The 14,799-nt window shown below is 69.8% G+C and carries 7 protein-coding genes; 4 read left to right on the top strand and 3 right to left on the bottom strand.

The genetic code is table 11. The features are described 5' to 3' along the window. The first annotated feature begins 177 nt into the window (after positions 1-177). From ACZ48X_RS03455 to ACZ48X_RS03440, 4 genes are all read left to right on the top strand, one after another. Positions 178-759 (top strand): hypothetical protein, encoded by a 582-nt coding sequence (locus tag ACZ48X_RS03455; protein WP_336351788.1) that lies wholly within the window; start codon positions 178-180, stop codon positions 757-759. 771 nt (positions 760-1,530) lie between these two features. After that, positions 1,531-4,554: a hypothetical protein gene (locus ACZ48X_RS03450; RefSeq protein WP_336351789.1), complete on the top strand. Its 3,024-nt coding sequence runs from the start codon at positions 1,531-1,533 to the stop codon at positions 4,552-4,554. A gap of 138 nt (positions 4,555-4,692) precedes the next feature. Then, a complete protein-coding gene (locus ACZ48X_RS03445) occupies positions 4,693-7,461 on the top strand; it encodes a hypothetical protein (RefSeq protein ID WP_336351790.1) in 2,769 nt (922 codons plus the stop codon). Positions 7,462-7,523: 62 nt separating this feature from the next. Then, a complete protein-coding gene (locus tag ACZ48X_RS03440) occupies positions 7,524-8,030 on the top strand; it encodes a hypothetical protein (RefSeq protein WP_336351791.1) in 507 nt (168 codons plus the stop codon). 27 nt (positions 8,031-8,057) lie between these two features. Here ACZ48X_RS03440 and ACZ48X_RS03435 read toward each other — a convergent pair whose 3' ends face one another. From ACZ48X_RS03435 to ACZ48X_RS03425, 3 genes are all read right to left on the bottom strand, one after another. Then, positions 8,058-11,405: a hypothetical protein gene (locus tag ACZ48X_RS03435; RefSeq protein WP_336351792.1), complete on the bottom strand. Its 3,348-nt coding sequence runs from the start codon at positions 11,403-11,405 to the stop codon at positions 8,058-8,060. Between the two features lie 312 nt (positions 11,406-11,717). Further along, positions 11,718-12,644 carry an ADP-ribosylglycohydrolase family protein gene (locus tag ACZ48X_RS03430; protein ID WP_336351793.1) on the bottom strand — a complete coding sequence of 309 codons (927 nt, stop codon included), beginning with the start codon at positions 12,642-12,644 and terminating at the stop codon, positions 11,718-11,720. Positions 12,645-13,020: 376 nt separating this feature from the next. Then, positions 13,021-14,217 carry a Cdc6/Cdc18 family protein gene (locus ACZ48X_RS03425; RefSeq protein ID WP_336351794.1) on the bottom strand — a complete coding sequence of 399 codons (1,197 nt, stop codon included), beginning with the start codon at positions 14,215-14,217 and terminating at the stop codon, positions 13,021-13,023. Positions 14,218-14,799: the final 582 nt, after the last annotated feature.

Genomic DNA, 14,799 nt, shown 5'->3' with positions numbered 1-14,799 from the left:
TCGAGCGTCGCGAGCGTCATCTCACCCGAAGGTCGCACGGCCAGCCTTTAGGTGGCGTTCGCGACGCACAACTCCTGTAACGGCCCGCTGCGGGTAGCCGCCGCGACCCGCTACACGCCCTGTAGGCACGCTCAGGGCCCTATCCCGCTAGCGGCCGACCGTCCTCGTGAGTCACTCATGCACGAGAGACCACGTGATTCGGCGTTCTACGAGACGATCATCGAACACCTCGTCGACGACTGCCCGTGGGTCGCCGTCGACGGCGAGATCAGGCCGAGCGAGGTCGCCGCGACCGCGGCCGACCCCACGACCGTCGCCGAACTCCAGTTGACGCACCTCTACACCGACGCGGAACTGTACTGCAAGCTCCCGGACCCGGGCGAGGGCGCGGCCGCGCACCTCGTCCTCTACCAGGGATTGGACCGCGCCATCGACGGCCGCGGCGACGCGAGCGACGACGGGTTCGTCGAAGCGCTCGCCACCGCCCACGAGACCATCGCCAGCGTTCACGCGAGCGAGTACGTCACGCCCGCCGCCGACCCCACCGTCGTCCTCGAAGCCCACGTCCCCCACAGCTACACCGAGGGGAAACTGTACTCGATGATGACCGCCATCACGGCCACCGCACTCCGCGTACAACGCCTTCACGGCGACCTCAGGGCGACCGTGAACGCCGTCTCGAACGTCGAGTCCGACGGCGGCCACCGGCGCTCACCCCTGGCCTTTGAATCCAGCGTCGGGTCGGCGTGCCAACGGTAGCTTCGCCACACACCCAGTCCTCCACACGCGGATGCGCACCGACCTGGCGGCCATCGAGGTCGCGACCGACCAGTGCGAGACGGTTCCGCTTCGGCGACGCCTGGACGAGACCTGAAGCAGGGCGTTCGAACCGTCGACTGACTCCATCACCACCACGAATGGGAGTCGCACTCCAGACGGCTTCGTTCCCTTCGAACCGAACCTCTGCACCGATTTGTAACGAGTGTTTGCAACAGCTGTTACAAACGCAGCTCTGTGAGATATGTCGAATTCGTCGCGCCGTCGAAGCCACTCGCCAAGGGGTCGTCGACGAGAATCGGCTCGCGGGGGCCGGCCGGTGTCGCTGGCGGGTGCCAGCGTCCCCGCGAGCGCGAGCCAGCGAGTGTCACCGTGGTGTCGGCTGGGACAGCGTGCCGGCCGGCGTGTCAGTGCTGCCGTGGCGGGCGGTTCGTCGCCGACCCGGTCGGCCACGAGCCCCATTCCCCCTACCGTGGGCGACCGGGCGGCGCAGCGAGCGGTGCATGGGTCGTCGGTCCGTCCGACCACCCACTCGAAACGAGGAGAGCGTTCGCAAAAGAACGACGCCGGCGTCCACGGGACGTGTAGTCGGCTGGGGTGGGAAAGGTCGGCGACCAGCACGCTGAAGCGGCGGGCTCGCGTGCGTCAGGACAACGAGATGCATCGACTCCCACCCTACCGGGTCGGTATGCGGCCTCGCGACTGCGGGGCGCTCGTGGTAGCCACCGTCCTAGCCGTCTGGAGGCGAGCAGGATGAGGGCGTTCGATGCGTCCGCCGTGGGAGACGTCGCCGGCATCGACCTCCCGGTCGACGACGAGGTCCGGGAGCTGGCGGCGACGATAGACGCCGGGGTCTCGACGTCGAGCGCGGTCGGCGAGCAGTTCGAGGTCATCCAGGCAGCGACGGATCTCTGGGGGCGTGCGACGGAGGCGCCGGCGAGCGTCCGAGCGGTCGCGCCGACGCTCGAACGCGCGCTCAGAGCGCCCGAGCGCGGCGGCGGTGACGCCACCGTGACGGACCTCTACGTGTCCGGGGTTCGCGAGCGGCGCCGCGAGACCGTTTCAGCGACGCTGGAGTCGATCGCTGGGCCCGCGCTCGTTCGCGGGTACGAGGCGAGCGAGTACTCGCTGCGCGAGTCGGTCGGTGCGCTGGGTGAGACGCTGGTGGCGACGACCACGCCCGTCGTCCGCAAGCAGTGTCTGCGGACGCTCGCCGCGGTCGCTCGTGCGCGACCGGGCGTCGTCCGGTCGGGGCTGGACGCGGACGCGGTCCGGGTCGCCGTCGAGTGGCTGCACGCCAACGAGGACGCCATGCAGTGGGAAGCGACCGCCGTCGCGGAGCTCCTCGTCGTCGCGCTGCCGACGCACCCGTCGGTCTGGGACGCGGCGCCGGTCCCGGTTGTCCTCGAGCGGTTGCTCGAGCACGAGGCGGCGGTCCCGCGAGCGCTCGCCCAGGTCCTGCGGTCTCGTGCACCCGAGGGCGTCGACGTCGCGTCGAACGAATCGACGGACCGTCAGTCGTTCCCGGCGCTCCGACGACTCGCCGTCACTGACTCGCTCGACGAAGAGAGCGAGCGTCGCGAGCACCTGCGAGCGCTCGGTCGCTGCATCGCACTCGCCCCGGACCTCGTCCCGAACCCACCCGGAGCGCTCGTCGAGCGCGTCCGCATGGCGCCGCGAGAGGACCGCGCGGTGGCGGCGACCGCGCTCGCCGAGGTCGTCGCGCACTCCCGGACAGACGAAAGGCGAGTGGAAGCGACGCTGGTCGACCGGATTCGCGCGGCCGAGGACGACGCCAGGGACCGTCGCGTGCGAGCGCTAGGCGAGGTCGCCGTCGCGTGTCCCGAGCGCCTCGAGTGGGTCCCGGACCGGTTCCGCGAGCGCGTTGGCGCGGCTCCGGTGCCCTCTCGGAGCGCGGTGCGAGCAGTCGGCGAGACCGTGGTCGCTGCGAGCGACGGCGAGCGCGTTCTCGACGCGCTCCGTCGCCGCGTTCGGACCGAGACCGGTCCAGCGGCAGAGCGAGCAACGACCGCACTCGGCGAGTGGGTCGCGCACGTCCCCGGCGTGGTCGACGCCCCGGTCGAATCGCTTGCCTCGACCGTCCGGGATGCGAGCGAGGACGAGCGCGTGGATGCGGCCGCGGTCCTCGGTGCGTCCGCGGTCGTCGCGATCGACGGCCTGGCCGTTCGCGAGGTCGTCGACGGTTCGGAGTCGGTCCGCGCGGCACGCGTTCGCGGCGAGCGCGCCCTCGCTGGAGGCGTCGATGCCGTCGAGTTGGACGCGGAAACGAGGGCGCGCGTTCGTGGGTTGCGTGGCCGCCAGCGGCGGTATGCGACGCGAGCGCTCGGCGTGGCGACCGGGTCGGGACCCGCTACTGGCGGGTCGGTGACGAGTGCGCTCCGTGAGGCGGTGACAACGAGTCCGTTCACCGACCGTCCGACTCGGCTCCGGCTCCTCGGCGAGTGGGTCGCCGCGACCCGAACCGGCGACCGAGGTGACGGACGAGCGACCGGCGCGCTCGCGGAACGCGTTCGCGAGACGACCGGACGGGACCGCGAGCGCGCCGCTCGCGCCCTCGGCCTGGCGACGATGGAGTGCGATAGCGACGGAGGCGGGGGCTACGAGGGCGTCGTGGCCGAGGTCGTCGCGAGGCTGACGGTCCGCGACGAGGCACGGTCCGCGACGCGTCGCGCAGTCGAGCGTGCGACGGTCGCGGGGACGGCGACCCGGGAATCGCTTCCGTCGGGTGTGCCCGCGGGCGACCGCGACTGGTCGGTTCGCGCGCTCGGTGAACTGGTCGCGGTCGCGCCGGGGTCGACGCCGTCCGGCGCTGCGTCCCTCGCCGAGACCGTCGCAGCGGCTGCTGGGTGGGACCGCCAGAGTGCGGCGCGCGCACTCGGCGTGGCGGTCCTCCTCGACGCGCACGGCGCGGCGGGCATCAACGCGTGGACGCGAGACGGGCTCGCCGCGGCCGTACCGGACCGCGGCGCGCTGATGTACGTCCTCGGCGAGGTCGCCGCCGTCCACCCCGAGCAATTCCCGGGGGTTCCGGACGCGTTCGTCGCGAGCGTCCGCGACGCAACCGAGGACGTACGGACGACGACGGCGCGCGCGCTCGGCGAGTACGTCTGTCAGCCCACGCTGAGCGAGCCGAGTTCGGCGCGGGCACTCGGAGCGGCCGCGGCAGCCGCGTCGGGAGACACTCGAGAGACGCTGACGTGCGCACTCGGCGAGACCCTCGTTGCGGTCCCAGAGGTGAACGCGGACGTCCCTGCATCGCTCGTCGACGCCGTCGCGGCCCCAGTCGACCAGGACCGGCGGGCGCTCGCACGTCTCCTCGGCGAACTCGCCGTCAGCGACGACCCCTGCGACGTTCTCGAGCGCATGGCCCCCACCAGCGAAGACGACCACGTGTTCGAGCGCGCACGCCGCAGCCGCATGACCCGAGCGCTCGCCGCCACGGACGCGATCGACGTCGACGACCTCCTCGGCGCCGTCCCCGTCGCCGCCCTCCTGTCCGTCGACGGCCCCACGGGAGCCGGGGAGGGCTTCCAGAACGACGACGTGCCCTTCGACCCCACGTCACCGATACGGAATCCCCTCCTCGGCGCGCTCACCGCGACCCTCGAACGCGACGGGACGGCCGCACCGGACGACCTCTCCCGTCGACTCGACGCCTGGCTACGCGACGCGACCGACGCGGCCCCCACCGCCAGACTCCACGCGATGGCCGCCCGCAGCACGCTCGACACCACCGCCGCCGGCACCGACCCGTAGCACGAGCACGTCCCGTGTCGGAGACGGCCGAGTTCTCGCGAGCCGCTACACTGATTGGGACCCGGAGAGTCGAGCCGACCGAAGGCTTCGGTCGCGGGCGCGCGTCGCCGTCCCCAGACCGAGGTCGCCACCCCTCGTATGTCCGACGCGAACGACCGGGCGGCGGACGTCCGTGATTCCGTCGCCGCGCTCGAGACGCGCCTGCGCGCCGACCCCGGGAGCGTCGTCTCCACCGTCATCGAGCGTCGCGAAGCCGTCGGCGAACTCCGCTCGCTCGTCCGGTCGACGGACGTCACCGTCCACGACCCGGAGCCGCTCGCTCCCGAGACCGTCGGGTCGCTCGTCGACGCGCTCGTCGACGCGTTCGAGCACGCCCACGCCGTCCAGACCGGGTCGCGAGCGACCGCACTGTTCAACGTCACGACGCACGCACGCGACCTCCAGACCGACGTGCTGGCGACGCTTGCCCGCCTGCTCGACGTCTCCGCGGATGGTGCGCCGCCGATGCCCCGTGTCGACGGCGGGTCGCGGCCGCCGGCACTCGCCGGCGAGGCCGACGGGCGTCGTCGACTCGAAGCGCTCGCGGCGGCCGGTGCGAGCGCCCTGTCGGCACCACCGTCACACGACGCCGTCAAGCCCGCGATATCCCTGCTCGGTGCGGTGAGCGTCCTCGACCCGGCAGCTGTCGGGTCGCGCGAGGACGTCGCCTCCGTCGCCCCCACGCTCGCGGGTGGCTTCCGGGCGACCGACGCGACCAACGTCCGCCTCCCAATCCTCCGCGCGCTCCACGCCGTCTGCGAGCACCACCACCCCGGAGTGCCGGCGCGACCGGACCTCGTGAACGTGGTCGACACCGCGCGAGCGGCCGACGACCACGTCGTGCGCGCCGGCGGCCTCGCCCTCGCAACCACGCTCGAAGGACGGCCAGGGTCCGACGCGACCCAGACGGCGACCGGGACAGTGACCGTCGAGGACGGCGACGTCGCGGCGTTCCTCGACGCGGTCGTTGCAGGCGTGGACGCCAGCGGGCCGCCGCTCCGCTACGCGGCGCTCGTCGAAGCGATCGACAGCGGCGTCGTCGCGAGCGTCGACGAGCGCAGCTTCCAACGCCTGGTCGACGTCGTCGCAGCGGACGAGGAGCTGGTCGACATCGGCGGCCCCGTCCCCATCCCCGTCGACTCGTTCGAGGAGCTCCGCGAGCAGGCGGTCGCCGCCATCGACCACCTCGTCGACGCCGACTGCGTCCCGTCGTCGACGACCGTCGACGCCGCCGAGGTCGTAGGCGCGCTCGCGGCCCGCGACCGCGGGCACGAGACGTACGCACGAGCGCTCGCTCGACTGGCAGAAGCCGACCTCGTCGAGCCGGACCCCCAGCGGCTCGCGGCCGCCGTCAGGTCGCTGACCGACGACACCCACCTCCGGCTCCTCTCGACGACCGCGCTCCGCCGGCTCGTCGACGCCGACCTCGCGGCCAGACGCGACGTCATCCGGCTGCGCGACCGACTCGTCGAGGCGATCGCGACCGAGCGGAGTCACTGGGCCGCCGAGGCCCTCGGCGAGCTCGCCGCAGACTTCCCCGCCGTCGACGTCAGCGACCCGCTTCCGGTGGCGTCGCTCGTCGCCGACGTCCGCGCAGTGTCCGGGTCGAAGTCGGTGCTCGCCGCGAAGACGCTCACGGTCCTCGTCGACGCCGGCGTCCGCACCGAGGCGATAGACGTCTCCCTGCGGACGCTCCGACGCGCCGCTCGCGCGCCCGAGATGGGCGACACGGGCGCCGTCCGGTCGCTGCTCGAGACGCTCGCCGACGAAGGGCTCGCGCCCACGCTCCCCGACGCGGTCCGCAGGCAGTACGCGTTCCTCGTCCGCAAGGACCCCGGACTGACGCCCGATGACGGCCTCCGAGCCATCGAAGCCAGCGCCAGCGAGGTCACCGGGACGACCGAGGGCCTCGAGGAGGTGGCGAATGCGGCCGCGGCGGTCGTTCCCCGGGCGAGTGCCGACGCGTGCCGGCACGCTGCCGCTATCGTCGTCGCGTGTATGCCCCCGGCGGCAGACGGCGTCGACCTTTCGGGCGTCGTCGAGTCACTCGCCGCCGCGGTCCCGGCACTGGGTCCGAGCGCTCGCAATCATCAGTACGAACTCCTGGTCGACCTTCTGGAAGCCGGGGCCAGCGGCGTCGATGCGATTCCAGTGTCGGCGGTCGTGCGGGACGTGCGCGAGCGGACCATCGCGGACGATACCGCCGTCGACCTGCTCGCCGTCCTCGTCGCCCGGCAGGCGAGCGAGGTGTCGGGGTCGCGCCTGGAGTCGACGCTGTGGTTCGCGCTCGAGGAGGTGACCGGGGGCGCCGACCAGGCCGTCGAGGCGCTCGTCGAACTCGCCAGGCAGGACGCCGTGCCAGCGGCGCGCGTCGCGAAGGGGTTTACCGCGGCCGTCCGAGCGGACGACCGCCGGCCGGCGAGTGGCATCGTCCGGCATCGAGCGCTGGGCGGCCTCGGCGTCCTCGCGACGACCGGCGAGCTGTCGACCGCGCCATCCGCCTTGCGGACGACGCTCGTCGCCACGTTCCTCGAACACGGCCGCGACTCGATGGCTGGCGTCCTGGAGACCCTTGTCGAATCGAACGCCTTCCCGCCGGCCGACCTCGCCGCTCGACTTGCTCATCGCGCGCCCGCGACGCGAGCGCTGACCGCGCCGTCCTGGTTGGACTCGCCAACGCCCGGGACGCTCGCCCTCCTCGAAACGGCGACCGCACGGGACCCGGACGCCTTCCAGCGGTACGCGCCAGCACTCAGACGGCTCCTCCGCGGTGACGCGCTCGACCCCTCCGAGCGGGTCACCGTCATCCGTATCCTGCAACGGCTCACCGCGACCGCCAGCAACCCACGAACCGCCACCCCCATATAAACAGAGAGTTCAGAGCGGTGGGCAACGACCGATCGGTGATGGTGGCACCACACTGTCGAGATATGGCAGCAAGCCAGGATGCGGACGGCGAGGACAGCACCGACATCGAGAACGCGGCGGACGCCAACGGCGACGAGGACGGCGGGTTCGACGTCAAGGCGCTGCTCGACGCGCAGTTCGAGGCCATCGAGGAAGACGGCGAGCAGATCGTGGAGCTCGTGAAGGCGGCGCACTTCCGCCTCGGCGTCGACGGCGACACGAGCGAGGAGGTCCAGGGTGCGCTCCGCGCGCTCATGCAGGAGATTATGAGCGAGCACGACGAGGTGTCGACCGCGGAGGTCGTGGACGCGATGTGGTCCGAGCTCCTGTACATCAGCAGCAAGCTCCAGGAGGACCCCGAGGAGAACGAGGCCGCCGGCGACCGCGAGGCCGACGCCGACGCGGACGGCGAAGGCGACGGCGACGAGCAGGCGAGCCTCGACGACATCGCGGCGATGGCCACCGGCGACGACGAGGGCGACGGCGAGGTCGGCGAGTCCGGCGCCAGCCACGACCCCGCGTTCCAGTAGCGAGGGTCGCGCGCCCCCTCGGCCGCCTCACTTCTCGTTCTGCGCGACCGCGGTCGTCGGGAGCGACGCGAGTGCGTCGACCGCGGTGACGCGCGTATCTGCTGGGTGGTCGCTGGACGTTGCGAGCGCGTCCCGGATATCCGTACGGACCGCGGCGACCGCCGTCGCGTCACCGGGGTCGCGTGCGGTCGCGAGTGCCTCGAGCAGGGTCGCGTCGAGGCCTCCCGCGTCGTCGCGAAGGCGCGTGCGTCGACCGGTGTTCTCGGTCGACGCGCTGTCCACGGTGAGTGCCTCGACGAGTGCTCGTGCGGGTAGGACGCCGGCCTCGGCGGCATCGGCGACGATCCGTGCAACGGCCGTACCAGAGTGGCCGTTCGGCGGCGCCTCGATTCCCTCGAGGAGATCCTCGGCCAGCGCCGTCGGGTCTCGAGCGGCGACAGCGACGCCGAGACCCCAGGCCCCCAGGCTTCGCTCGTGTTCGCTCTCGGACCGAACCCGGGCGGCGAGTGTCGGTATCGCGAACGCGTCGTCCACGGCGTCCGTCACGGCAGCGGCGGTCCCGAGTGCGCGAGCCGCGAGCCTGCCATCGGACGCGCCACCCGACCGGACCGCGTCCCGTAGTCGAGACTCGAGTCTGGATGGGACGCCTTCGTCGCCGGTCGTGGCGGCGATAGCGAGGCCGAGCGCTTCCGCTGCCAGCGGGCCACGCGAATCGTCCCGCCCCACGAGGTCCACGAGCGCGGCCGCCAGGCCGTTACTGGACTCCGCTGTGGTCCTGATCGAGTCCGTGAGTGCGACGCGATCGCCGAGGGCGCGTCCAATCAGCGCTCGTTCCACGCCGACGTTCGCATGGATGCTCCTGACGAGTACCGCCGTCCTCTCGGGTCGACGACGGAGGTCGGCGAATATCATTGCCGCGCTGACTCGTGTACTCGGGTCCGTCGGCGCCGTGACGCCGTCGACTAGCGACGGCGAGACCGGTGGGTTCGGGTGGTCGTCGATAGCAGCGAGCGTCTCCGCGAGGGCCTTTCCGGACCGGATCTTTTCCATGTCAGTTGCGGACGTGACGCGACCGCAGAGTGCGTCGACGACGTCGACCGATGGGTCGTCGCGTTCGGCGAGCACCGCTTCGCCCACCGCGCGAACACACGACGTCCGCTGTGTCCCCGTCCTTCTGCGAGCGTGCGCTACCAGCCACGACGGTGGGGTCTGGGTTCCCAACAGCGTCGGCGGAGCGGAGAGGACGAGTTCCCCGAGCGCCCTGACACTGCGTGCCCTGTCGAGGTCGGTACTCGCCGCCGCCAGGTCTTCGAACACGTCCACGAGATTCACCGAATCATCGCCGCGAGCGAGCGCCTCGCCGAGAGCTCGAGTCAGCCGACGTCGCCGCGACCCGGACGCCTCGGCCGCTCGCTCTCGGAGCGCCACCGAGTCCTGACGCGTCCGACCGCGGGTTGCGGTAGCCTTCGGCGCGTCGGCCGCAATCGCTGTTTCGGCGAGCGACCGCGCCGTGCGGTCGCGGTCTATCCCCGCCGCGCGCCGAACCCGGGCGGCGAGCGCATCGTAGATCGCCGGGGTTTCCGGCGACGCACCCCCGAGGAGTGCCTCACCGAGCACCCGCGCTGCGCGACGCCGGCTCTCGTCGCCGGCATTGCGAACGCGCTCGGCCAGCGTTCCGGGACCCACCTCGCGGTCGGGCGCGAGGTCGACGATTGCGATGCCGAGCGCACGACACACCGCATCTCGCTCGGACTCCGGGACGTTCCCGAGTGCGTCCGAGACCGCCGAGACTGCCGCTGCGTCGGCGTCCGTGCCAGCGACCAACGGGCCGACCTCGTCGTCGACGCTATCCAGGGGTTCGCCGGACGTGGGATTCCCGCGACGTGAGCCGTCGGGGACCCCGGTCGAGTCGGCGACCGTCCAGAGGGCGCGGGCGGCCCGGTCGCGTGGCGTGCTGCTCGTCGCGTCCCTGACGCGCCGGCCGAGTGCGGCGGTGAGCGACCGCTCGGTCGTCTCGTAGCCGGTGGCTATCGCCTCGCCGAGAACCTGCATCGCGTGGTCGCGGTCCGCGCCCGTAGCGCGCTCGACGCGATCGACCAGGCGTCTTGGGACAGATGCGTCGATGCGACCGGGTGCGACCACGGCGATGGCGCCGAGCGCTTGCGCGGACTGCACGTACTCGACGCCCGTGGTGTGAGCGACCCGGTCGGCGAGCGATTCGACGCCGACCGTCGGCGATAGCGATGCAGCGAGTGCCTCGCCGAGCGCTCTTGCAGCACGCTCGCGCTCGCTGTCGTCCGACGCGCGGACGCGAGCCACCAGTTCGAGCGGGAGTTCCGCCGCAGGTTCCTCGGCGTCGGCGCCACCGTTCGCGTGCCTGACGGCCGTCGCGACGTCACCGTGGCCAACGACCGCAGCGGCTTCACCGACCGCTCGCGCGTACCGTTCGCGTTCGGTTCCGACGCTGTCCTGGACCACCGCTGCGAACTCCTCGAGCGAATCCATCCGTGCGCTCAGGCCGTCCGCGTGTCCCTCACTCGCGTCCGAATCCTTCCGTGGAGCGACCGTCCGTTTGGCCGCGAGTTCGTAGGTGACGTATCCAGTCATGCGAACGGACGCAGCCGGTGTCGGGGCGGAGGCATCGAGGCGTCCGCGAACGCGATTCACACGTTCCGCGTTCGGGTCGTGTGCGATGACCGCGAACGCGAGCGACAAGGTGGCGGTCTTGGGCTCCGACGGGGTCGACGCCAGGCAGTCGTCGAGGAGCGCACGCACGGTGTCGTCGAGGGCGTGCGCGTCAGCGAGCCCCTCGATGACGGTCTCGGGGCGTGCCATCGCCACGCTCCCAAGCGCCTCGACCACTGTGTCGTGGTATCGGTCGTGACGTCTCTCACGGAGTACCAGTGCGAGCGTCTCGACTATGGATTCCAGCGGCCGCCCAGCAGCCTCGTAGGCCGTCGCTAGTTTGGGGTCGCTCACGGCGCCGACCGCGTCCAGTGCAGTGGCGAGCGTCCGCTCGGCGACGTCCGCGAGCAGCAGCGACTCGACCGTCGCTCCCTCGCGGTCCATCGCCTCGCGAACGACCGCCAGAACGCACGGCGCCAACCGACGCGCAGCCGCCGGCGCCTCGGTCGCGAGGTCGCACACCCGCTCGCACGCTTCGCATGTTTGGATGACCTCCCGGAACCCAACTGCCGACCCCGAGAGCAGCCCGTCGCTAGCGAGACGGGCCGCAAGTTCATCGACGTCGACCGTCGAACCCGAGTCGGCCTCGCCACCGGACGAGTCGGTCGAGCCGAGTTCCTCGCGACCCGCTGGTGGGTCGCCGCACGCGGGCCGGTCGCTCAAATCGAGCGGGTCACTGGAGTACGTCATGCGTATCGTCGCCGGAGAGTGCGCGCGCTCGTACTGCTTTCTCCGGGCGCCGTCGTCTTAACCGTTCGACCGGGAGTCCGCCACCCCGGAGCCCGCCACGGGCGAGGGCGTTCGCTCTGGTCGAGTGTGCGCTCGTCGCGACGTCCACCGACGACACGCAGTGTAGCTCGACGCCGGTTCTTGAGTCCCGAAGGCGCTACAAGGGGTACAATGAGAGACCCTTCGGAGCGTCAAGGGCGAGGACTCCGACTCGCGGGCGGTGGCGCGTGATGGGCGAGCGCGAGGCGGTCAGTGGCGAGAACTCAAAGACTGTTAGGCGAGTGCGTGGAGGTCGTCGGCGAGCGCTTCGAGTTCCTCGCGTTCGTCGATGGCGCTCAGCCAGCGGTCGGGGAGGTCGCTGGCGCCGAAGCGAGCGCCGGCGACGGCGCCGGCGATGGCGCCGATGGTGTCCGCGTCGCCGCCGCGGTTGACCGCGACGACGATCGCGTCCCGCGCGCTAACGGCCGTGAGCGCGTCGTGGAGTGCCGTCTGGAGCGAGTGCACGACGTACCCCGACGACTCCAGCGAACTCGGGCGCTCGCCCGCGGCGATAGGTTCCAACGCGTCGACGAGCTCGGTCGGGGCGTCGTCGACCGCGTCGAGCGCGTCCCGGAGTGCCCGTGCGGGGTCGTCGACCGCGGATTCTGTGTCTTCGAGGAGGCCGGCGATGGTGTGGTTCAGGATGGCGGCCCCGGCCGTGCATCGTGGGTCGGCGTGCGTGATCTGCGAGGACTGCCGGCTGACCTCGGCGAGCCGGTCGCGGTCCGCGGCGTACGGGATGGCGAGCGGCGGGCACCGCATCACGCTCCCGTTCCCCGCGTTCTGCCCCTCGGCGCTCGCCTCCCACACTCGCTGCCCGGCCTCCTCCCACGCGTCGCCGTCCCGGAGGCGGCGGAGCGACCGCGCCGTCATCCGCCCGACGTCGAACGGCCCCGCTTCGTACCACTCGACGAACCGCGCCGCGACGTCCGCCGGCTCGAACCCGCCTTCCGCGACGACACTCCGCGCGATGCACAACGCCTGATCCGTATCGTCCGTGATCGTGCCAGCCGGCTGATTCCACGTCCCGTGCCCGACCATCTCGTCCAAGTGGCCGTACTCGGCGCTGATCGCAGTCGGTGAGGAGAACTCGACCGGACGACCGAGCGCGTCCCCACACGCCAACCCCAGCAGTACGCCGCGTGCAGCGTCGCGATTCATACCACCAGCGACACCGAGCAACCCCAAAAACACGGGGGATGCCTACACTCGTCGTGACCGGCCGTCGGTCGCGTGACCGAATCGTCGGTGACGGGACAACCGCCGTCCAGAATCGGTCGATCGTCCGGCAGGGGAGGAGTAGTCAGAGATTCGTCCCTCAGGGGGTCGTCCGGCAGGGGGGTCGTCCGTCAGGGGGGTCGTCCGGCAGGGGTCGTCCGTCTGCGGGTCGTCTGTCAGGACGTCTCCCAGTGGAGGACGTTCCGGACGTCCGTGGATAGGCAGCGCGAACTGCTTGGGGTCAAGGTCCGAGGGACTCGATGTGCCCCGCCTGTAGAGACCGCCATCGGCCACTGAGAGAACGCGATCGACAGGCGTCTTAAAACGTGGTGGCGAAGAGCTCGTCGCAAGTGCCGAAGACGACGTCGGGAGTCATGTCGAGTTCGTATTCGTGATAGACGCCGCCGCCTCGCCCCTCGTTGACCTGATTCTGGGTGAGGAATCCGAGCATTGTGAGATCGCTGAGGTGGTTCTGGACGCTCTTGAGCGTGGAGAGAGGTTCCTGCTCGCGATCGACGGCCACCTCCTGGTAGACCGACATCACTTCTTTCGAACGGGCTGGTGTGTCGCCGCGGTTTTCGATGCGCGCCATGGCTTCGAGGACGAGCTGGGCGTGCGTGGATTGGTCGGATATCTTGTCTTTCAGGCGGCCGCGTCGGACGGCGTCGCGGGCGGCGTCGATATGGTGTTCGGTGACAGTGGAGTCGTCGTTACGCTCGGCGATCTCGCCGCCCTTGCGAAGGAGGTCAAGGGCTTGGCGGGCGCTGCCGTTGTCTTTGGCGGCGAGGGCTGCTGCTAGCCGGATAGCGGATTCGTCGAAGCCGTCGTCGACGAGTGCTTTTTCGGCGCGGTCGCGGAGGATATTCTGGAGTTCGTTGGCGGTGTACGTGGAGAAGGCAATCTCGTCTTCGTTGAGGGCGTCGCGGACCTTCGAGGAGAGGCGGTCGCGGAACTTGTAGTTGTTCGAGATTCCGATGATACCGATTCGGGCGTCTTCGAGGTCGCCTTTGGCGCGAGCGCGAGGGATGTCGTAGAGGAGGGTGTTCGCGTCTTCGAGGTGGTCCAGTTCGTCGAAGACGACGAGATGAGTGCCGCCGACGCGTTCGAGTTGGCTGTAGAACTCTTCGAGGGCGTCGCTGGTGGAGAGACCACGTTTGGGGAAGTCGGCGGCGTGTGCTGGGAGCAGTTGGTTGACGAGAGCACGGACTGTGGAGAAGACGGTTTCTCCGTTGCAATTGAATCGGTGAACGTGGACGTCAGAGGTTTCGTCCCGAGTTTCGGCTTCGGCTTGCAGCTCGTTGAGAACGTACGTTGTGACGGCTGTCTTGCCGACCCCGGCTTTGCCGTAGAGCATGACGTTAGTGGGGTTTCGACCGAATAGGACGTCTTTGAGAGTGTGTTTGTACTGACCGATTTCGTCGTCGCGTTCGAGGATCTCGTCGGGCTGGTATTCCTCGGCGAGGACGTCCTTGTCGTCGAAGATGGTATCGTCGATGTCTTCGAAGAGACTGCCCATCGGTTGTTTGGTTTTCAGACCAATACCACTTAAAGATTGGTTTCTTCTGTTTCTTCTGTTCTAGTGAAAGTGCTAGTGAGAGAGAGTACGTTTCGTCTGTTAAGTCGTGATAGGGGGGGACAAAAGCTCCAATAATAGTGTATTGCCGCTACCCAAAAGCATATCATTTAGTTAACTTCGAACAGACGAAATGCACTCTCTGTGGCATGATACGCAAGACCAATATTGTCACCACAACAGACGAAACGCACTCTCTCCAACCATTCCCTCCACTCCGATTCCGAGAACAGACGAAATCCACCCTCACTCTCCACCAACCCACCCCATCCTACAAACAAGAACAGACGAAACGTACTCTCTCTCACCAAACTCGAATGGAAGCCTCCACGATACGAACCACGGTCCACTACTCGATCATCCCGCCAGAACAGACGAAACGTACTCTCCTCACCCCATCCACAACCGAAGCAACACGCTGAGTCCCTACAGTGAGCGTTTCGACGAGAGTCACGCGACGGCTGCAAGCGTAGTCAGGACCTGACCGATCCGAGAACTACAACATTCGTGTCCATACACACAGTC

This window comes from Halorubellus litoreus (assembly GCF_055378595.1).
This window is presented reverse-complemented; position numbering and strand designations above follow the sequence as displayed.